The sequence below is a fragment of the Streptomyces odonnellii genome (assembly GCF_000981895.1).
Classification (GTDB): domain Bacteria; phylum Actinomycetota; class Actinomycetes; order Streptomycetales; family Streptomycetaceae; genus Streptomyces; species Streptomyces odonnellii.
Genome location: NZ_LATD01000027.1, coordinates 45,222 through 64,596 on the forward strand (window position 1 = coordinate 45,222; position 19,375 = coordinate 64,596).

Consider the following 19,375-nt stretch of genomic DNA (forward strand, 5'->3'; position numbering starts at 1 on the left):
TTCCCGACGAAAGCCCCTGAGCTCATGCCTGGTTCCATAGAGCATGCCTCCACGTCGACGGTCGCCGCCCGACTTGCCGAGTGGGTGGTCGATGTGAACTTCGACGACATACCGGAGGACGTTGTCGAGACCGCCTGCCGGCTCGTTCTCGACCAACTCGGCCTGCAGATTCGCGGCTCGACGCTACCGAACGTCGCGCCGGTTCGTGCGGTGGCCGAAAGGCTTGCAGGAGCACCGGACTGCACTGTCACCGGCGCCGCATGGCGTACCACCGCTCCTCACGCCGCGTACGTCAACGGGACGATGGGCCACAGTTGCGAGTTCGACGACGCTCATATGCGCGCCGCGCACGCCACATCGACCGTCATCTCGACCGCGATCGCGTTCGGCGAGCAACACGGCAGCACGGGGCGCGACATCGTGACCGCGATTGTGGCCGGCCAGCAGGTCATGTCCCTGCTCGGTGCGGTGGCCATGCCGGGCATGCAGGATGCCGGGTGGCATATCTCGAAGGTTCTTGGTGTCTACGGCGCCGCAGCAACGGCGGGCCGCCTCCTCGGCCTGGACGCGGCCCAGCTGTGTAACGCCTTCGGTATCGCCGGAAGCGACGCTGGCGGAACCATGGAGTACGACCGCAGTGGCGGCGAGGTCAAGCGGCTGCACGCGGGATCCGCGGCTCGGCTCGGCAGCGAGGCCGCCCTGCTTGCACAGGCGGGATACACCGGCCCGGCAACCATCTTCGAGGGCCACCGCGGCCTCTTCGCGGTTTTCGCACACGAGACCTCAGTCGCCCGGCTTGAAGAGGGCTGGGGCAAGTGGCAGATCCGCGACACAATGTTCCGGCTCTTCCCTGCCGTGTGCACGATCCATTCACCGATAGCGGCAGTCGCACGGCTCGTCGACGACCACGACATCGACTGGCGTGATGTGCGGTCGATCCGTGTCGGCCTTGATGAACTCTCCTTCGGGCACGGGGCGTCCATCGTGCATCCGCATGACGCGATCTCCGCGCAGTTCAGCCTGGCGTACAGCATCGCGCTCCGGCTGGTGCGGCGCAGCAACCGTGTCGCCGACTACTTCGACCGCTCCAGTTACACCGATCCGGGGATCGTGGCGGTGGCCGACCTTGTTGCGCCGTACCTGATGCCCGTCCCTGAGGGGGACCCGATCTTCAGTAGCGACGTCACGATCACGCTTCTGGACGGTACGGAGTACCACCACTACGAGCGCGGCTTCCCGGGGCACACCGTCAACCCTGCAAGCGACGAACAGGTCCTGGCGAAGTTCCGCAGCAACGTCGAAGACATCCTTGATCCACAGCAGGCCGACGCTCTCATTGCTCTCGCCGCCGATCTGCCCAAGCTGGAGGGACTGAAGCCGTTGACCGCGCTGCTGAGCGGATGACGAGGGGGACCGCGACCAGGCACCGGACTACGGCCATCGGCCGCTGGCCGTAGTCCCCTGGCGCTGCGAGCCGGTGAGACAACCACACGGCAAAGTAAGCGAGTTGGGCCCGCCGGCAGTTGCACGGAAAGGGCAGGGCCTCCTGCCGCTCGACTTCCGCGAAGTCCGAGGCAGCCGGGAGCCTTCGGGTGCTCAGTTGGTGCGGTCGGCCCAGCCGGCGGGGAGGTCGCCGGGAGCGACGGAGACGGCGGACTCATCATCGGTGCCGATGTGTTCGAACAGGGTGATCGTGGCGAACTTGGGGACGACATCGATGGGGTAGGTCGGTCCCGCGTCGCGGTAGGCGCGCATCTCGTCGAGGTGGTCGTTCTGGAAGCAGACGGTGCGACCGCCGTTCTCCCGCACCCAGCGCGGGAAAAAGATGACTCCGTGCACGCGACGCTTGCCCGGCATGACGTTGACCACCACGGAGGTGCCGGTGGGTTCGTTCCAGGAAACTTTGTAGCTGTCCTCGTCGAGCTGGACCAGGTCGACTTCCTGGCCCTTCACCCAGCGACCGCCGACCATTCCGGAGTGGACGCGGTAGTCGATGGTGTGGTCGTTCTTCACGTACATCTCGTACTGCCAGCCGGTGGCGTAGGTGTACACCAAGCGGTATCCCACAATGCCAGAGAGGTCCTGCGGCGGAACAGGATCAGTCACGGTAGTCACGGAGTGCCTCCAAAATAGTTTTGCTTCAAAACTCTTGCTTGCTGGGATCATGGACACCGCGACCGAGTTGGGCCGACTCATAGGACCCCTGCGCCGTGCGGTGCTGCGCACTCGCCTCTTGACGGTCACCGCGTATCGGTTCCGCGGCCGAGCCGCAGACGCACACCCTAGGGACAGCCACCGCTGCTGTCAGCTTTCCGACGCCTCTACCGGCACGAGGACGTCGTACCGTGCGAAACGCCGACCGCCCTCCACGCCCACCAGTTCATGGATGCCCTTGGGGTCTTGACGGAAGCCGCTTTGCAGGAGGAGCCGCAGTAGCTTCGTCTGGATGCCCTGGGCCTCCTCGCTGCCCTGCTCCCACAAGAGCATCGGACGGCCGAGACAGACATGCGGGCCGGCCCCGAAAGCCACACCGAAGTGTGCCACCTTGGGGTCGAGCGGCTTGCGGTACGGATCGTAGGCGTCGGCGTTCTGGCCGAAGACGGTGCGATCCTGGTTGGCGGCGCCGAGCCAGCTTGCGACCCACGAACCGGCCGGAATGGACCGGCCGGTCGATTCCAGCACCGTGTCGGAAACAGCGATCCGGACCAGATAGGGACGTGAAGAGCGGTGCAAGCGGAGAGTCTCCTTCACCGCCAGGTTCAAAAACTCGCGCTCACCGATGCGCGCCCAGTCTTCGGGGTGCGCCGCCAGCCACTGCTGGATGTCGTCCAGCGCCCAGGCGGCTTGCGAGACAGGGTTGTTCACCGCAGCGGCCAGCAGAGCCACCGCTTCCCGGAAGATGGGCTCGAGGTCGGGTTCCTCGTCGCCGGCGTCGGCGAGCATGCTGGTGAGCAGGTCGGCAGGGAGGTCGTCAATGGTCCCACCCTCTTGGGCCACGCGACGCAGAAGCGCCCTGCGCCGTTTGATGCTGGGCAGGAACATCTCCTCATGTACCTGTTCACGGGCCTCGCGGGCCCGGGTGATGATCTTGTCGCGCTCCCCTTCGGGAGCGTACTCGACCATGAGGCTGCCCAGGATGGGGGCAGCCAGCTCCAGAAACCGCTCCACTTGCTCGTCGCTGTCGATGTTGTCGATGCCGACGAACGCTGCGGTGACGCGCCAGACGATGCGGCGGCAGAAATCGATGAGGTCGAAGCGGAAGGCTCCGTCGCTCGGCGGCACTGTCTCCTTGACATGACCGAGGTGGTGGGCGAAGACCTCGTCCAACAGGTGCCCCTGGGCACCCCACGGCTGTGTCGGGGTGAGCATCTTCATCAGTGCGCGCCTGCGCTGAAGATGCTCACGCCCGTCGATGGCGACGAGCGTGCCGTGGACGAATTCATCGGACTCGGCCTTCGTGCCGGTCAGGACGAAATCCCGGCCTCGGCGCAGGACCTCCTCGACCTCACGGTACTCGGTGAGCTGGATGAAGGTCTCGGGCTGCCACGTATTGTTCAGGCTCATGATGTAACCCTCTCGGTTGGGCTGGCCGCTCGAGCGCTGGTCGGGCCCGTCCCATCCAGCGGAGCGGCGTCGATGTCGGGCTGGTGGCCGGCTCCGCCTGCGGCACCCTGATGGGTCCGCCGGAAGGCGTCGGAGTCCTGGCCCAAAGTGGGGGCCGGTGCCAGGTCCGAGGGATGCCTGCCGTCGAACAGGAACGGAGCGCGGACCGATCGAACAGCCCCCTCCGTCGGATGCTCCTCCTCGCGGAACAGCGCCGCCGACAGCAGGTGCGGGTCCTCGAGCAGATCGGAGAGTGACCGCACCGGAGCGTGGGGCACGTCGATGCGATTGAGGATCTCGAGCCACTCTGCTGTGGTCCGGTGCCGGAGTTCCGCAGCCACCAAGGCGTAGACATCGTCGATGTTCGCCGTCCGGCCGGTAAGTGTGGCGTACTTCGGGTCGGTGACGAGGTCGTCGCGGCCTACTGTGCGCAGGAACGCCGCCCAGTGCCGGTCGGTGTAGAGCATCAGACTGATGTGGCCGTCCCGAGTGGAGAAGGGCCTGCGGTGAGGTGATGCGGTCCTCGGGTACAGAGCCGGGCCGGTAGCCGGCCGGTAGGTGAGACCACCGAGCTGCTCGACGGTGGCGAAGGCCACCATCGTTTCGAACATGGGGATCTTGACCGTGCGGCGCTGCCCACCTCTTGCTCGGGATGCCAGCTCCGCACAGATCGCGAGTGCGGCGTACATGCCCGCCGTCTTGTCGGCCACCGCGGTGCGGACGTACGCCGGTTCGCCCCCGTTGCCCTGCACCCACGCCATACCGGATGCCGCCTGGATCGTGTCGTCGTAGGCCGGCCGGCTCTCGTACGGTCCTGGTCCGAACCCGACCAGTTCGCACAACAGCGCCTCGGAGCCGACCTCGGCCAGTTTCTCCGCCGTGAGGCCCAGCCGTCCTGCTGCCTGCGGCCGCATGTTGTGTACGACCACGTCGTAGTACGGCAGGGAACTCATCAGTAGTTCGCGGTCGGATTCCTGGGAGAAGTCGAGCACTATCGAGCGCTTGCCGGCGTTGAGGGCGAGGAAGATCGGGGACATCGCGGGCGTCCGACCAGGGGTCAGGTGTCGGACGACGTCACCGGTGGCAGGCTCGACCTTGTCGACCCGGGCGCCGAGTTGAGCCAGCAGCAGTGTGCAGAAGGGCCCCGACATCGTGCCGGTCAGGTCGAGAACGCGCAGCCCGTCGAGGGGGCCCCGCACGTTCCCATCCGGTGGCGCCGACGCATGAGCAGTCACTTGGTCGCTGTTCATTCAGTATCCCGCCGGAGGCTCATAGACGTCCTTCGCCCGGATCGTGCGCACGAACGTCCTGGGGACGTGTGTTGCCGGGTTGACCGTTCCGTGCTCGAAGCAGAACTCCACTCCCAGCCCTTCCGGCAGCCCCTCGAAGTAGAACCCGATCGACCCGGACGTCTCGTGTCGGATGAGGTCGTCCCGCAGCTCCAGCCCGGCACGGCGGACCAGGGCACGGGCGCGCATCACGTCGTCGAAGCTCTGGGTCTGGAAACACACGTGGTTGACCACGCGCGCCGCGCCAGGACGCCGCTGCAGGACCAGCGAGTGGTGGGCGCCGTCGGACGCGTGCAGGAAGGCCGTGGTTTCCTCGATGAAGTCCGAGACCCCAAAGCCCAGGACGTCGCTGTAGAAAGCGAGAGCGGCATCGAAGTCCGATGCCGAGACGGCGACGTGCAGGAGACGCTCCAGCTGTGCCCACTTCGGCTGTTGACCGCCTGCGATGCCGGCCATGCCGCGGAAGATCTCGACCTCGGTACCGTCCATGTCGACGAACCGGACGGCCTCCCGCACGAAGTCTTCCCGGAAGTTCTTTGAGCGTTCGAAGTTCACCCCCGCGCTGGCCAGGGCCTTTTCCACGTCCTCGAAGACGGCCGCCTTGTCGATCTCGAAGGCCATCTTCAGCAGTCCCGTCGGCCGCGAAGGATCCTGACGTAGCTCCACCCAGTGGTGCTCGCCGGCACCGCCAAGGAATGCCCGGTTCTCCGAGCGGCCGTTGAGCTGTAGCTGACCGGGGCCCTCGAAGAGTTCAACCGCGGCCGCCAGGTCGTCGACGTTCAAGGTGATGTAGCCGAGGCGAGACACGAGCATCTTTGACTCCAGGGGACGAAACCCAACCGATGAAACATGACTACTATGCATATATTCTCCTGGATATGGAAGGGCAGGAGACGAGCCCTCCGGGGCGTCAGAGGGCCACGGGAGGCTCCTGTTGCGGTTCTTCGAAGCGGGCGAGCCGGACGATCAAGGGCACGGCATCGGCGATCTGGGCTCGTTCCTCAGGTGTGAAGTCGTCTTCCAGCACGCTTGCGATCCAAGCCTCGCGGGTGGTGCGGTCTGCGGTGAGTTCGGCGCGGCCCTGGTCGGTGAGGGATGCGTGGACGTTGCGGCGGTCGGTGGCATCGCGTTCACGGGTGACGAGGCCGCGTTGTTCGAGGGTGGTGAGGCTGGACCAGACGGTTTGGGGGCGTAGGCCGTTTTCGGCGGCCAGTTCGCTGGCGGTGGCCTGTCCGTGTCGGGCCAGGCCGCTCAGCAGGGCGCTTTGGGACCAGGTCAGGGTGGTTCCGCTCTCCTGCCGGACGCGCCGGATGAGTTGTCCTGCCGCGTCGCGGATCGCTGCCGCGAGCGCCGCCACATCCTGCTCTGCACCCATAGCCGACAGGATCGCAGGTGCGACGGGTTCACGAACGGGGAGCGCCATGGTTCACCGGCTCAGCCGCTGGACGCTGTAGTTGTCCCGCACGACGAGGTCTCCGTTGCGGTAGTGGTGGGAACGTCCTGCGGAGCGTGACGATCTGGTCCGCGGACAGTGGCCTGGTGGGATCTGCCCCGCACAGTTCTGCGCCGACCGGAGCATTGAGGGGAGCGACGTGCATGGCGAGTCCCTTGAAGGTGGTCAAGATGCGAAACCGTAAGGCGGGCCAGGTGCAATGGTCAACAGGCAGCCTGTGTTTTTTGGCGGTCGGGACGTGGTGTCTGGCGCGCTTGGGCACCGCGGCTACAAGTCGAGGACCAGCCGGGGAGTGCGGGAGCGCCCCACGCAGATCAGCATGGTGCCTTCTTCGTCGTGCTCCTCGGGGGACATGAGGGTGCCCCTGTGGTCCGGTTGCCCCTCAAGTACCCGAGTCTCGCAGCTGCCGCAGTAGCCTTCCTGGCATGAGAAGTTGATGTCGCTGCGGACGGCCTGGACCACTTCGAGGATGCTCTGTTCCGCAGGTACGCGAAGTGTTACCTCAGATACTCGGAGTTCCACATCGAACGTGGAGGCGTCGGCCTGGGACGATGTCGTTTCGGGGGCACTGAATCGCTCGAAGTGCACACGGTCGGCTATGCCATGGTCGCGGCATGCCTCCGTGACAGTGTCCAGAAGCCCGGAGGGTCCACAACAGTACACATGCGTGTCCTGTCCAACGGAGCCGATGAGGGCCGTTACGTCGATCAGTCCGTCGGCGTCCTGGGGAACGATCTGGACCCGGTCACCGCCGAGGTTCTTGAGCTCCTCGACGAATGCCATCGAGCCGATGCTGCGTCCCCCGTAGACGAGTCGCCAGGAAGCACCCCGCCGTTCCAGCGACTCGGCCATCGATTTGAGTGGGGTGATGCCGATGCCGCCCGCGATCAGAAGGTACGCGTCGGCGTCGGCGAGGGGGAAGTGGTTGCGAGGTGGGCGTGCATCGACATCCATGCCGGGCTGCAGGTCGCGGTGGACCTCGGCGGAACCACCCCGGCCCGCGGACTCGCGCAGCACACAGATGGAATAGCTGCCGGTTGACTCCGGGGGACCGCACAGTGAGTACTGACGGGTCAGTCCTGAGGGCAGCCGGATCTCGATGTGGGCTCCGGGGTCCCACGTCGGCAGGGGGCCGCCTCCGACCGGCTCCAGATCCAACTGGAGCACGTCCTGGGCGACTTCTCCCCGGTCGCGCACGCGCAGTTTGAGCCACGCGTCGCCGGTGGTGTCTGCCATATCAGCTCCTGGAACTTCTGACGGGGGTCCTTGGGGAGGTGGCCTGTCCGTGTCGGGCCAGGCTGCTCAGCAGGCGATGGGCGATGGGTGCAGCACCCGATGTTCTTCGCCGTGGTCGAGAAGCCGTCCGGACCCGCGACGCTGTACGTCGAGGAGCCATAGCGGGAAAGAACTCACCAGTTGAGGCTCTTGAGGACGAGCCGGCGCAGTGTGCGGGGGTTGTGGTCGATCTGGCCGGTGCGGGCGTGCTGAACGGTCCGGTTGTTGAACAGCACGAGGTCGTCGACCTCGTAGTGGTGGGTGTAAATGTTGGACTCGTCGTACAGCGCGGCGAAGAGCGTCTGCAGCAGTTCCTCCCCTTCTTCGGAGTTCGGACCGTACTCAACGATGTGGCTGGTGTTGAACTCGTTGACGAAGAGTGCCTTCTTGCCGGTGTGCGGGATGGTGATCACAATCGGGTGCTCTGTGGCCTGGATGTCCGACAGGTCGGAGCCCTCGGGGTAGTCGGACAGCCGCATCCGCTTCTGCTCGGCATCCTTGTCGTTGGGGTCGAACATGTTGTACGCGTGCAGGTTCTCGATCTTGGCCTTGATGTCCTCAGGCAGGTTCTCGTGGGCGCGCACGGTATTGGCGAAGGCGGTGGGCGGCGAGGTCGGCGAGACGTCCTGGGCGTACAGGCAGGTGCCGGCTGCGACGTCCTCGCGGTAGGCGCCGTCGTTGTGGAAGAGCAGACGGCGGCTGCCGGCGAGGCTTGGGTTGTCCTTGAGGACGTTGGAGAGGTATTCGACGGTCGTGCCCCAGCGGAATGTGTGCAGGTCGCCCAGGGTGGTCACGAAACGGTCCTGGTCCTCGTCAGCGAGCTTCTGGCCGCGGACGAGCAGGACGCCGCCGTTGTCGAAGGCGTGGCGCAGGACTGCGACCTCCTCCGTGTCGAAGGGCTTCGACATGTCCAGATCCTGGAGCTCGACGCCGATGTTGCCGTTGAGCGGGACTGCCTTCATGAGGGTGCCTTCCTTGGGTGGTGCCTCGACACCGCTCCGGGGGAAGGCGGAGCGACGGGTGTCGGGCTGGGCTGCGACAGCTGACGTTCAGGTGACCTGAACGATCATTGCTGATCATATTAAGAAGGGTTTCGCGCTCTGGCAAGGGTTGGGAGGAGCGAAATCCCGGACAGATCCAGCGTCAACGGGCTCCGCGCCCTATACCGCCCGGACCGAATATCTGCCATTGGTGATCACAGGTGTCAGAGTAAGATGAGCGGAGTCAGTGGGAAGGGGAATCATTGTGGCCGGTCCCGTGCAGAGACCGATGAAGCAGTCCGAGATCGTGGCGCGCGAGATCACCAAGCAGATCGTGTCCGAGCGACTGCCTGAGGGGACCAGGCTTCCCACCGAGCGCGAGATGCTTGAGACCTATGGCGTCGGTCGCAGCACGCTGCGGGAGGCGCTACGGCTCTTGGAGAGCCGAGGCGTTCTCACCGTCCGGCCTGGACGGGACGGAGGTCCTGTCGTCAGACGCCCACGGGCGTCGGACCTCGGGGAAGCGCTGACTCTGCTGATGCAGTTCGAAGGCGTGCCGTTCTCCGAAGTCTTCGCGGCCCGGCAGGCGCTCGAGCCCAGGCTGGCGCGCATGGCGGCGGACAATATGGACGATGAGACGTTGGCGGCCATGGCGGCGTCAAATGACCGGATGGCCTCCGATATCGACGACCGCCAGCTGTTCCGTGAGGAGAACTTCAGGTTCCATGAACTGATCGCATCGGCGGCCAACAGTCCGTTGCTCGAGTTGTTCTGCGCGGCACTTGAATCGGTGGCTGACGGCGTGGCGTTCGGGGTGGTCGCCGGCGACTTCACGCATGGTCATCGGGTGCTGGCGCTCGAGGCTCACCGCAACCTGCTCAAGGCGCTCCGGGCGCGAGACCCGGAGGCTGCGGAGGAGGCCATGCGGGTTCATCTCGAGGAGGGCCGTGCCTCCTGGATGGCGGCGTACCGCGAACTGTCGCGCCAGCCTGTCCAGTGGTCATCGCTCGTGGCGCCAGGGACGCGGATGGAGCGCTGACCAGGGTCATCGCTCTGGCGTGTGTGCGGCCGCTGCGCTTCGCCCTCTTGAGTCGAGAGGCGCGGTGTGGCCGCTCTCAGTTTTCGTCGGGTAGGGCGGTCAGTCTGCGGCGAGCCAGGATGGAGGCCGTTCCCGCCGCAGCCGCCCGAACCGACGTCGAGTGCTTGTCGGGCCGGAACCTCGTTGACGGTCCGGCGACGGAAATGGCGGCGAGCGGCCGGTCGTTGGCATCCAGGACCGCGGCGGCGATGCATGCGATGCCCGGCATGGATTCCTCGTACTCATAGGCCACACCCAGCTCGACGACTTGTTCCAACTGCCCACGAAGAAGGCCCGGCGCCACCACCGTGCGGGGTGTCCGTCGATCGAGAGGTCCGGACAGTACCTCGTCGACAATCTGCTGAGGGGCGTGGGCCAATAGCGCCTTGCCGATGGCTGTGCAGTAGAGCGGCATCCGCCCGCCGAGGCGCGTGGGCGTGGGCGCCTGCCGGTGACCGCCGATCTTCGAGATGTAAACAACCTCGGTGCCTTCGAGGATCCCGAGGTGGACCGTCTCGTGGGTGCGCAGGAACAGGTCCTGCATGAACGGGATGGCCACCTCGATGAGGCTTCGCTCGGGGGCGGCCAGCATGCCCAGTTCGAACAGTCCCCGGCCCAGGCGATAGCCGCGTTCCGTGGCGGCGAGCATTCTGGCCGCCACCAGATCCTGGGCGATGCGGTGGACGGTCGCCTTGGGCAGCCCCGTCCGGCGCGTCAGCTCGGACAGCCCCACCCCCCGGTCCTCGGCGCGAAAAGACTGCAGGATGCGCATCGTCCTGCTCAGCACGGAGCGGTCGTCGTCTGGACGTGTGTCGGGCATGGGCACCTCTTGGCGTTCCGGTCCACTCAGTGGACCACAGCCATGGCGGCACGGACAGATCGGCATGTGCACTGGGAGGACGAAAGAAGGAGTTCCGCATGTCGCCTGAGCAAGCTCTCGGCCCGGGGCAGTCGCCAGTATCGGACTCGGTGATCGCTGAGGCTGCCGACCGGCTGGCCACAGCCGCGTCGACCGGCGTGACCTGTGCACCGGTCCGTGACCTGATCGGTCCGGACGACATCGCCGCCGCATACCGAATCCAGCAGATGTTCAATCAGCTCCGCGCCCACGGCACGGCCACAGCCGGCCGCAAGATCGGGGCCACCTCCGAGGCCGTACAGGTCCAACTCGGTGTGGACCAGCCCGACTTCGGGGTGCTCTATGCCGACATGCAGTACAGCGATGGCGATGTCATCCCGATGGACCGCCTGCTCCAGCCGCGGGTCGAGGCCGAGGTGGCTTTCGTGCTGGAGGCGGACCTGGCGGATGGCCCCCTGGATGTTGCCCAGTGCCGAGCGGCCGTCGCCTACGCCGTGCCGGCTCTTGAAATCGTCGACAGCCGGATCACCGACTGGGACATCTCCTTTGCCGACACCGTCGCTGACAACGCCTCCAGCGGCCTTTACGTACTGGGCACCCAGCAGCGCACGCTGGAGGAATTCGAACCAGTCGACGTGATCATGGGGCTGACGGTCGATGACGAGTTGGTGGCCTCGGGAGACGGAGCCGCCTGCCTGGGCGATCCACTCAATGCCCTTGCGTGGCTGGCCAAGCGGGCGCGGGAGTTCGGCGACCCGCTGACCGCCGGCCAGATCATTCTCTCCGGGTCCCTCGGCCCGCTCGGCCCCGTACGACCTGGCTCGACAGCGAAGGCGACCATCAAACCGCTCGGGACCGTCTCCGCCACTTTCACCGTCGGTGCCACCGGCCCGCAGCAGGAGGTAAGCGAGTGACTGACACGCAGAAGACCAAGGTTGCGATCATCGGTTCCGGAAACATCGGGACAGATCTGATGATCAAGGTGATCCGTCATTCCAAGCACTTGGAGATGGGGGCGATGGTCGGGATCGATCCGGCCTCCGACGGGCTGGCACGCGCCGCCCGCCTCAAGGTTCCCACCACTCACGAGGGCGTCGAAGGCCTGATGGCCATGCCCGGCTTCTCGGACATCAAGATCATCTTTGATGCGACCTCCGCCAAGGCACACGTCGACAACCACGCCAAGCTGGCTCCGCTCGGAAAGCGACTGATCGACCTCACGCCGGCCGCGATCGGCCCGTTCGTCGTACCCGCGGTCAACCTCGACGAACACATCGACGCGCCGAACGTGAACATGGTGACGTGCGGAGGACAGGCCACCATCCCGATCGTTGCGGCCGTCTCCCGGGTGGTTCCGGTGGCGTACGCGGAGATCGTCGCCTCTATCGCGTCACGCTCGGCCGGCCCCGGCACGCGCGCCAACATCGACGAGTTCACCGAGACGACCTCGCACGCCATCCAGACCGTCGCCAACGCGGAGCGCGGCAAGGCCGTCATCATCCTGAACCCGGCCGAGCCGCCCCTCATCATGCGCGACACCGTCTTCTGCCTGGTCGAAGCCGAGGACGTGGCCACCCACGAACGGATCCGCTCTTCAGTCGCCAAGATGGTCGGCGACGTCGCCGCCTACGTACCCGGATACCGGCTCAAGCAGGCGGTGCAGATCGACCCGATTCCCGAGGACCAGCCGGTGCACACCCTTCTCGCCTCCGGTTCCAAGAGCCGTCCCACGCACCGTGTTTCCGTGTTCCTCGAGGTGGAGGGCGCGGCCCACTACCTGCCTGCCTACGCCGGGAACCTTGACATCATGACCTCCGCCGGGCTTCAGGTGGCCGAGCGGATCGCCCAGCAGGAGGAGAGCCCGCGATGAGCCAGGTGAACCTGTTCGTCCAGGACGTCACCTTGCGCGACGGGATGCATGCCGTCCGGCATCGCATCAGTCCGCAGGACGTCGGCCGCATCGTCGCGGCCCTCGACGCGGCCGGAGTCGACGCGATCGAGGTCGCGCACGGTGATGGCCTCGCCGGCAGCACACTCAACTACGGCCCCGGATCCAACAGCGACTGGGAATGGATTGAGGCGGCATCTGCCCACATCAACCGCGCACGCCTGACCACGCTGCTCTTGCCAGGCGTCGGGACGATCGAAGATCTCAAGCACGCCCACGACTTGGGGGTGCGGTCGGTGCGGATCGCGACACACTGCACCGAGGCTGATGTCTCGGCCCAGCACATCGCCACCGCGCGCGAGATCGGGATGGACGTCGCGGGCTTCCTGATGATGAGCCACATGGCTCCGCCCGCGGAACTGGCCGAGCAGGCCAAGCTCATGGAGAGCTACGGCGCGCACTGCGTGTACGTCACAGACTCCGGAGGCAGGCTGACCATGGACGGGGTCCGTGACCGCGTCCGGGCGTACCGCGATGTCCTCGACAGCACTACGGAGATCGGGATTCACGCCCACGAGAACCTTTCGCTCTCGGTGGCGAACTCCGTCGTGGCGGTCGAAAACGGAGTCTTCCGCGTCGACGCCTCACTCGCAGGGCACGGCGCCGGAGCCGGCAACTGCCCGATCGAAGCCTTCGTTGCCGTGGCCGATCTGCTGGGGTGGAAGCACGGCTGTGACGTGTTCGCGCTCCAGGACGCCGCGGACGACCTGGTGCGCCCCCTGCAGGACCGACCGGTCAGAGTGGACAGGGAGACGCTGACCCTGGGCTACGCCGGCGTCTACTCCAGTTTCCTCAGGCACGCGGAAGTCGCCGGCGCCCGGTACGGCATCGATGTGCGCACCATCCTCATGGAAGCCGGACAGAGGGGGTTGGTCGGTGGCCAGGAAGACATGATCGTCGACATCGCCCTCGATCTTGTGGCCGGACGGAACAGCAGCGACGGCTGACGTTACGGCAGCGATGAGGCCCGGTTCTATGCTGGATGATGCCGGCGAGTCCGAGGCGGGTCATCGCCTTTCGTGCCGCAGGGGGTGCCTGCGGCACGAAAGGCGATCAACCAGTTGGGCCTGATGCGTGTCTGGGCGCTGAATACGGGCACCGAGCGAGACGTTTCGGTGCCGATGAGGTGGGGCTGAAATTCAAATCCGCGCGGGCCGCGAACCGGATCTGATGCTCCCGTTCTGCCAAACCGACGGCTCCCGCCACTGACCAACCTTGTGCGCGTACGAAGCTGATCCGGCCGCGCAGCGTTCTTGTGGCCTGCCAGGCGGTCAGCGCTCCACGGTGGTTCCCTGTCCCGCCTACGGACGGGGGCCGGCTTGCCTTGACGATCGCCGGATCGGCCACTGCACCAACTCCGTAGGCCCCACCGCCGAGGTGTCAACACAACACCTGCCCCCACATGAGTCGGCTCCCAAGACCGTAACCAGGTCTTGGGAGCCGACTCATGAAAGGGGCCGGATCAAACCGCCGGCATCCGACAGCGGACCGAACCGAACCCTTTCGTTGTCCCTCAGAGCGTGTCGGCCCACTCCTTGACGGAGAGAACGTCCGCCTGAGCCGGGAAGACCTTGTTCATCAGGACCTGATGCACCTCGGCGTCGGGATCCGCGCACGCGTCGGAGAGCACCGTGATCTCGAAGTCGGCGTCGCTGGCCTCTCGAACGGTGGAGAGTACGACTCCGCTGGTGACGAGTCCGGCCAGCACGAGCCGGGAGGGCCCCAGGCCTGCCAGTACTGCCGATAGGTCGCTGCCGGCGAAGGCGCTGACACGGCGCTTGATGACCACGATGTCCTTGGCCGTGGCTCCCAGGGCGGGGTGGACCTGCGTGGTCGGCTCGGTCTCGACGAAGACGTCACCGTATCCGGACAGCGGGGCCATGCCCTTGTTGGTGGGGTTGAGCTCCGGGTACCCGGGGCGGAACGCCACGCGTACGAAGACGACAGGCACCTTCGCCTTGCGTGCGGCCGTTACGGCCTTCGTCGCCGCGGCGAGAGCGGGGCTCTCATCTCCGCCGACCGCCCCGAGGACGGCCGGCTGGAAGTCCATGACGAGCAGAGCCTCGTCGCTCATGAGTCTTTCCTCTCTGTGCTGTTCCGCTGGTTCGGTTGCCAAGCGGGTGAATCGGTGAGGGCCTGGCGCCCTTATGGGGAGGAAACCGGGCGTCGGATCAGCCGAGCACCGGTCCGGCCTCCATGCCTCCGTCGACCAGAAGGTCGGTGCCGGTCACCCATGAGCTCTCATCTGAGGCCAGGTAGAGCGCCGCGTGGGCGATGTCGCGAGGCTGTCCGCTCCGCGGGATCGGCATCTTGGCGAAGAAGTCCGGCCCCACGCTGCTCATGAAGGCACGGGACATGGGTGTGTCCACCTGGCCCGGCACTACAGAGTTGATACGGATACCGGAGTTCGCGAAGTCGAGCGCGGCGCACCGGACCAGTGCCGCCATCGCCGCCTTGCTCGCGGAGTAAGGAGCCAGCCCGGGGCACCCGAACGTCACGCCTGCCATGGAGGTCACCACGACGATCGAGCCCTTGTGGCCCTCGCGCATGCCGGGAGCCACGGCTTGGATGCCATGCAGCGTGCCCATGGTGTTGACGGCGAGAGAGCGTTCGAGGTCCTCCGGCCTGCAAGTGTCGACCGCTCCACCCACCATGATCCCCGCCGTGTGTACCAGGATGTCAGGTGCAGCGTCGAAGTGCGATCGGCAGGCGTCGACGGCCTGCTTCCACTGGACCGGCTCGCGAACGTCGGTGGCGGTGAACTCTGCCGCGGGGCCCAGGGACTGGGCCGCGGCCTTCCCTTCCGAGCCGGTGAGATCGCAGATCGACGAAGAGCTGGGCGACGGCGCGCCCGATTCCACCCCCTCCGCCGGAGACAAGCGCGATACGCCCGCGCAGGCGGCCACCGCCTGCGCCGGTCTGGGGCGACTCCACGCTGCTCTCGGATTGGTCCTGAGGGCGAGCCATCGCGGCCTCCTTGTCCCGGCGTCCAGCGCTGTCCCTGCGCACGGCGCGTGATGACTTAAATATGCCTATCGTAGGTCTGTTTCTTGGGCTTGCAAGGTAAGGCCGCCGTGGGCGAAGAGTCAATGTGTCCGCATGAAGCCGCCGGTCGAAGCTCCGCCTCCAACTGCAACCGTTGCAAAAATATTGACAACCATATGCATGGTCAGCAGGATATGGCCTACTTGAAGGCTGCGGACAGACTCATCTGCGAGGGCTTCCATGAACTTTTGTGCCAGAGGAGTCGCAGGCCTGGGTGGTCTTCCTCCGTACTCCACGAAGCGTGGATCCGCGTGGGGCTGAGCGAGGATGCGCCTGACCTCCACGGCGCCTGGGTCTTTCCTCGCCTCACCGCCCGTGTGCACCGCGTTATCGGTTCCTGGGAGGGCCGAGGTCGCCTCGCCGACGGGCCGCCACGATCGCTGGTCAATGAGAGGTGGAGGCATTGGACGTGCAAAGGCACGCCGGGAAGGTCGCCGTTGTCACCGGCGCGGCGAGCGGGATCGGTCGAGCGACAGCTGCCCGGCTGGCCCGCGAGGGCGCCACGGTGATCGGATGCAACGTGCATGAGCGGTCGCGCGCCGAAGCAGCCGCGTTCTTTGCGGAACAAGGGCTGGACGTCCAACTCGCCCGAGCGGACATCTCCCAGCAGCAGGAGGTGGACAACCTGATGGCCCGGACCGGTCCGCGCGTTGACCTGTTGGTCAACGCCGCCGGCGTGATGGACGGGTACCTGCCGCTCGGCGATCTCGATGACGAGACCTGGTCCCGCGTCGTCGATGTCAACCTCACCGGCGTGATGCGTGTGTGCCGAGCCGTCCTGCGGCTCATGCTTGCGGACGGCGGAGGAGCGATAGTCACTGTGGGCTCCCGCGCCTCGCTGGGGGCCGGCCCCGCCGGCTTCAGCTATGCCACCACCAAGCACGGTGTCCTCGGTCTGGTGAAGAGCATCGCCTGGTACTACGGACCCCATGGCATCAGGTCCAATGCAGTGCTCCCCGGAGGCGTGCACTCGGAGATGCACAAGTCGTCGGACCGCAGCGGCTGGGCCTTTGACCGTGCCGGCTTGGCCAAGGCCACGATGCCCCCCAAGGGCCAGGCGGACGAGATCGCCACGGTCATCTCGTGGCTCGGCTCGGACGAGGCCTCCTACGTCAACGGGGCGATCGTCACCGCGGACGGAGGGTGGTCGAGCGCATGCGCGTCCTGCCGCTGCTCGGGCTAACCGACCCAAGTCCCATCCCACGCCTTACCGTGCGGCTGGTCCGACCAAAGCTGAGGCAGTGGCGGCGGAACCCGGCCTACCCTCCGCCACCGTCGAGTGGCATCCGAGAGCATCTGCGCCTTCCCTGCGTGAGCCATCCCAGTTGAAAGACCGACACATGACGTACCAACAGTGTGTGAGTCGTTTTCGGCACACACCCACGGCGGACGGGCCCTTTACGACCGGTGTCCTCATCAACGGCCAGTGGGCGGACACGCAAAACGACAAAACCTTGATCGTGCGGAACCCGATCACCGAAGAGGCAATCGGGAGGGTGCCGGCGGGTACCGCCCTGGAAGCTGACCGGGCCGTCGACGCCGCAGCGCGAACCATGCCGGGGTGGGCGCAACTCCCGGCGGCTCGGCGAGTCGGCATGGTCGCCAATGCGGGGAAACTGCTCCAGGCGCGCGAGCAGGACTTTGTGCAACTCGCGAGCACGGAATGGGGCGCCCTCCCCAGCGTGGTGCTGGAATCCGTACAACAGTGCCACGCGCTCCTCAGGGATCTGTGCAAGCGCGCTGTAGGGACGGCGTGGCAGGAGTTCGACGGGAGAAGAGCTGTCGTCCGCGAACCCGCAGGCGTCGTCGGGGTGATCACCCCGTGCGAGCAACCCCTTACCGAGGTGGTCGGCACCGTAAGCGCAGCATTGCTCTCAGGTTGCACCGTGGTTCTGAAGCCTTCGACATTGACCCCCCTCACCGCATTCCTGGTGGCCGAGCTGTTTCAGCAGGCAGGACTTCCCCCGGGGGTTCTTAACGTGGTTCCCGGGCTCGGCCACGTGGTGGGGGCGGCCCTGGCAGCGCACCCGCGGATCGACCTACTCGCGTTCAGTGGGTCCAGGGAGATCGCCGCGCAAGTGGTCCGCCTGACAGCAGATAACGGCAAAGGCCTGGTTCTGCGCGGCGGCAGCGGAACAGCCGTTGTCCTTCTCGACGAAGCACGCATGGCGGCTGCGGTGGACTTTGCTGTGGACGACTGTCTACGACGGTGGTCCAAGGGCGCTTCGGCGCCAGGCCGTCTTCTGGTCCCGCGCCGCGCGCTGGAGCAGGCAGAGGAACTGGCGTGGCGACGCCTCCGGGACCGGAGCACCGCTCAAGAGCCTGCTGCGGCGCTGCCGCCGCTTGCGACCAGGGGGCAACAAGTCGCGTCCCTGGACCTCGTCGAGAGTGCGGTTCGGGAGGGAGCACGCGCCATCGTGGGCGGCCCGCCCTCGCCCATCACTCAAAGGGGTTACTTCGTGCCTCTCACCGTCTTGAGCGGAGTCGACGAGGCCATGGCTGTGGCCGGGTACGAGAAGGCAGGGCCCATTCTCTGCGTCATGGGCCATGACGGCCCAGCCCACGCGGTCGCCCTTGCGGACGCGGCACCCCACGGTGGACCTCGCGATGTCTGGGCAAGCGACGATCAGGCGGCACTCATAGCGGCCGGGCACCTGCACACGGACGTGGTCCGCGTAAACGGGGCGCCGACGTACCTGGACGGTGTCGGGCCCCTGCCTGACAGCCCCTTCGACTTGGCAGCCTTTTGCCGGGTGAAGGCCATCGACTTTTCGACGACCCACCGTGCCCGATCCGCGGTCGGCCACCCCGCATATCTGTCTGAACATCCGGCAACGCCCACTACGAACGGCAGGAGTCACCCATGAAGGTCGGAGTCATCGGTCTGGGGAACATGGGCGCGCAGATCGCTATGGCGATCAACCGCGCCGGGTTCGACACGTACGTCTACGACATCCGGCCCGAGGCGGCTGAGAAGCTCGTGGAGCAGGGTGCCCACAGCGCCCCCTCGATCAAGGAACTTGCCCAGCAGGCAGACGTTGTCGGAGTAGTGGTACTCAACGAGCAGCAGGTGAGTGAGGTTGCCGACGAGGTGGCTTCCGCCGGCCTCCCGCGCACCCTCGTCATCCACAGCACCGTCACGCCGATGTTCGTCCAGGCGCTGTCGGAACGGCTCGCCCCCCGCCAGGTCGCTGTCGTCGACGCAGCTGTGGCCGGCGGGGTCGCCCGTGCGCGCACAGGAGACCTCACTGTCATGGTGGGTGGGAACGATGATGTCGTCGCTGACCTGTCGGGGATCTTCGACGCCATCGGGCGGGACATCTTCCACGCGGGGCGCGCTGGAGCCGGGTCTGCGATGAAGCTCGCCGTCAACTTCATGACGATCGCGGGCTTCGCGCTGCAGACGGAGGCCATGGAGTTCGTCCGTGCCTACGGCATCACCGAGGATGCGCTCAGCTCCGTCCTCACCACCAGCTCAGCCGACTCCCGAGCCGTGCGCACATGGGGATTCCACGACCGACTCCGACGTACCGCGGCACCGGGCACCGCGCCCGCGCACGAGGTGATGCACAAGGACATCGCCTCGTTCGCCACTGCCGGAGGCCGGGCCGGTCTGCTGCTGCCTCTCGCCACGGTGGCGGCCGAGACGCTGCTGGGCAAGGTGGCCGAGCGGGACCGCTATCTGGACAGCCTCGGTGACGTCACACCCATTCCGAGGTGCACCGTGTGCAGCCTTGAGCTCATCCCTCCGTTCCGCGAGGCCGGCGTCCATCCCGAGTGCGCCGGCGCCTGATATGCGGCTCCGCCCACCGGCGTTCGGTGGGCGGAGCCGCATGCCACTCGAC

The 19,375-nt window shown here is 66.4% G+C and carries 18 protein-coding genes; 8 read left to right on the plus strand and 10 right to left on the minus strand.

Translation table 11 applies throughout. The features are described from left to right. Window positions 1–24: 24 nt before the first annotated feature. Window positions 25–1,404, plus strand: coding sequence for an MmgE/PrpD family protein (locus tag WH07_RS36060; RefSeq protein WP_079022926.1), 1,380 nt, complete (start codon window positions 25–27; stop codon window positions 1,402–1,404). Between the two features lie 192 nt (window positions 1,405–1,596). On the opposite strand, the gene WH07_RS04090 is transcribed toward WH07_RS36060, so the two are convergent. The 7 genes from WH07_RS04090 to WH07_RS04120 form a co-directional block, all read right to left on the minus strand. Beyond that, entirely contained in the window at window positions 1,597–2,115 is a 519-nt protein-coding gene (locus WH07_RS04090) for a phenolic acid decarboxylase (protein WP_269801345.1), read from the minus strand. Window positions 2,116–2,304: 189 nt separating this feature from the next. Continuing rightward, window positions 2,305–3,564 carry a cytochrome P450 gene (locus WH07_RS04095; protein ID WP_046495332.1) on the minus strand — a complete coding sequence of 420 codons (1,260 nt, stop codon included), beginning with the start codon at window positions 3,562–3,564 and terminating at the stop codon, window positions 2,305–2,307. Next, on the minus strand, window positions 3,561–4,802 hold the full coding sequence (locus WH07_RS04100; RefSeq protein ID WP_052744237.1) for a CaiB/BaiF CoA transferase family protein: 1,242 nt from the start codon (window positions 4,800–4,802) through the stop codon (window positions 3,561–3,563). The genes WH07_RS04095 and WH07_RS04100 overlap by 4 nt, the downstream gene beginning before the upstream one ends. Window positions 4,803–4,853: 51 nt before the next feature. Then, entirely contained in the window at window positions 4,854–5,675 is an 822-nt protein-coding gene (locus WH07_RS04105; protein ID WP_157877209.1) for a VOC family protein, read from the minus strand. 127 nt (window positions 5,676–5,802) lie between these two features. Continuing rightward, complete coding sequence (locus WH07_RS04110; RefSeq protein ID WP_046495335.1) at window positions 5,803–6,267, minus strand: MarR family winged helix-turn-helix transcriptional regulator; 465 nt, start codon at window positions 6,265–6,267, stop codon at window positions 5,803–5,805. Between the two features lie 345 nt (window positions 6,268–6,612). Further along, window positions 6,613–7,581 carry a PDR/VanB family oxidoreductase gene (locus tag WH07_RS04115; RefSeq protein ID WP_046495337.1) on the minus strand — a complete coding sequence of 323 codons (969 nt, stop codon included), beginning with the start codon at window positions 7,579–7,581 and terminating at the stop codon, window positions 6,613–6,615. A gap of 173 nt (window positions 7,582–7,754) precedes the next feature. Next, on the minus strand, window positions 7,755–8,582 hold the full coding sequence (locus tag WH07_RS04120; protein WP_046495339.1) for a TauD/TfdA dioxygenase family protein: 828 nt from the start codon (window positions 8,580–8,582) through the stop codon (window positions 7,755–7,757). Window positions 8,583–8,889: 307 nt separating this feature from the next. Between WH07_RS04120 and WH07_RS04125 the strand changes: the two genes are divergently transcribed. Then, on the plus strand, window positions 8,890–9,639 hold the full coding sequence (locus tag WH07_RS04125) for a FadR/GntR family transcriptional regulator (RefSeq protein WP_046495340.1): 750 nt from the start codon (window positions 8,890–8,892) through the stop codon (window positions 9,637–9,639). Window positions 9,640–9,715: 76 nt separating this feature from the next. On the opposite strand, the gene WH07_RS04130 is transcribed toward WH07_RS04125, so the two are convergent. Further along, window positions 9,716–10,498, minus strand: coding sequence for an IclR family transcriptional regulator (locus WH07_RS04130; RefSeq protein ID WP_046495407.1), 783 nt, complete (start codon window positions 10,496–10,498; stop codon window positions 9,716–9,718). A gap of 98 nt (window positions 10,499–10,596) precedes the next feature. On the opposite strand from WH07_RS04130, the gene WH07_RS04135 reads away from it, so the two are divergent. Genes WH07_RS04135 through dmpG form a run of 3 tightly spaced genes read left to right on the plus strand, consistent with a single transcriptional unit; the run spans window position 10,597 to window position 13,432 of the window. After that, on the plus strand, window positions 10,597–11,451 hold the full coding sequence (locus WH07_RS04135) for a 2-keto-4-pentenoate hydratase (RefSeq protein ID WP_046495342.1): 855 nt from the start codon (window positions 10,597–10,599) through the stop codon (window positions 11,449–11,451). Window positions 11,452–11,510: 59 nt separating this feature from the next. Beyond that, window positions 11,511–12,407 carry an acetaldehyde dehydrogenase (acetylating) gene (locus WH07_RS04140; RefSeq protein ID WP_046495409.1) on the plus strand — a complete coding sequence of 299 codons (897 nt, stop codon included), beginning with the start codon at window positions 11,511–11,513 and terminating at the stop codon, window positions 12,405–12,407. Then, window positions 12,404–13,432 carry a 4-hydroxy-2-oxovalerate aldolase gene (gene dmpG, locus WH07_RS04145; RefSeq protein WP_046495344.1) on the plus strand — a complete coding sequence of 343 codons (1,029 nt, stop codon included), beginning with the start codon at window positions 12,404–12,406 and terminating at the stop codon, window positions 13,430–13,432. The genes WH07_RS04140 and dmpG overlap by 4 nt, the downstream gene beginning before the upstream one ends. Window positions 13,433–13,998: 566 nt before the next feature. Here the strand turns inward: dmpG and WH07_RS04150 are convergent. Beyond that, window positions 13,999–14,559, minus strand: a complete 561-nt coding sequence (locus tag WH07_RS04150; protein WP_046495346.1) for a cysteine hydrolase family protein — start codon at window positions 14,557–14,559, stop codon at window positions 13,999–14,001. Between the two features lie 97 nt (window positions 14,560–14,656). After that, the gene (locus WH07_RS04155; RefSeq protein WP_106409502.1) at window positions 14,657–15,391 is read right to left on the minus strand and encodes an SDR family NAD(P)-dependent oxidoreductase; all 735 of its coding nucleotides are present in this window, start codon (window positions 15,389–15,391) and stop codon (window positions 14,657–14,659) included. 548 nt (window positions 15,392–15,939) lie between these two features. Between WH07_RS04155 and WH07_RS04160 the strand changes: the two genes are divergently transcribed. From WH07_RS04160 to WH07_RS36065, 3 genes are all read left to right on the plus strand, one after another. Next, window positions 15,940–16,713 (plus strand): SDR family NAD(P)-dependent oxidoreductase, encoded by a 774-nt coding sequence (locus WH07_RS04160; RefSeq protein ID WP_157877211.1) that lies wholly within the window; start codon window positions 15,940–15,942, stop codon window positions 16,711–16,713. A gap of 157 nt (window positions 16,714–16,870) precedes the next feature. Next, on the plus strand, window positions 16,871–18,397 hold the full coding sequence (locus WH07_RS04165) for an aldehyde dehydrogenase family protein (RefSeq protein ID WP_052744240.1): 1,527 nt from the start codon (window positions 16,871–16,873) through the stop codon (window positions 18,395–18,397). After that, the gene (locus WH07_RS36065) at window positions 18,394–19,323 is read left to right on the plus strand and encodes an NAD(P)-dependent oxidoreductase (RefSeq protein WP_052744241.1); all 930 of its coding nucleotides are present in this window, start codon (window positions 18,394–18,396) and stop codon (window positions 19,321–19,323) included. The genes WH07_RS04165 and WH07_RS36065 overlap by 4 nt, the downstream gene beginning before the upstream one ends. The last annotated feature ends 52 nt before the right edge of the window (window positions 19,324–19,375 follow it).

Coding starts and splice junctions, on each gene's coding strand:
- WH07_RS04115 (WP_046495337.1), bottom strand. CDS start 7,581: ATGGCAGACACCACCGGCGACGCGTGGCTCAAACTGCGCGTGCGCGAC.
- WH07_RS36065 (WP_052744241.1), top strand. CDS start 18,394: ATGAAGGTCGGAGTCATCGGTCTGGGGAACATGGGCGCGCAGATCGCT.
- WH07_RS04095 (WP_046495332.1), bottom strand. CDS start 3,564: ATGAGCCTGAACAATACGTGGCAGCCCGAGACCTTCATCCAGCTCACC.
- WH07_RS04135 (WP_046495342.1), top strand. CDS start 10,597: ATGTCGCCTGAGCAAGCTCTCGGCCCGGGGCAGTCGCCAGTATCGGAC.
- WH07_RS04110 (WP_046495335.1), bottom strand. CDS start 6,267: ATGGGTGCAGAGCAGGATGTGGCGGCGCTCGCGGCAGCGATCCGCGAC.
- dmpG (WP_046495344.1), top strand. CDS start 12,404: ATGAGCCAGGTGAACCTGTTCGTCCAGGACGTCACCTTGCGCGACGGG.
- WH07_RS04130 (WP_046495407.1), bottom strand. CDS start 10,498: ATGCCCGACACACGTCCAGACGACGACCGCTCCGTGCTGAGCAGGACG.
- WH07_RS04165 (WP_052744240.1), top strand. CDS start 16,871: ATGACGTACCAACAGTGTGTGAGTCGTTTTCGGCACACACCCACGGCG.
- WH07_RS04140 (WP_046495409.1), top strand. CDS start 11,511: ATGATCAAGGTGATCCGTCATTCCAAGCACTTGGAGATGGGGGCGATG.
- WH07_RS04125 (WP_046495340.1), top strand. CDS start 8,890: ATGAAGCAGTCCGAGATCGTGGCGCGCGAGATCACCAAGCAGATCGTG.
- WH07_RS04150 (WP_046495346.1), bottom strand. CDS start 14,559: ATGAGCGACGAGGCTCTGCTCGTCATGGACTTCCAGCCGGCCGTCCTC.
- WH07_RS36060 (WP_079022926.1), top strand. CDS start 25: ATGCCTGGTTCCATAGAGCATGCCTCCACGTCGACGGTCGCCGCCCGA.
- WH07_RS04120 (WP_046495339.1), bottom strand. CDS start 8,582: ATGAAGGCAGTCCCGCTCAACGGCAACATCGGCGTCGAGCTCCAGGAT.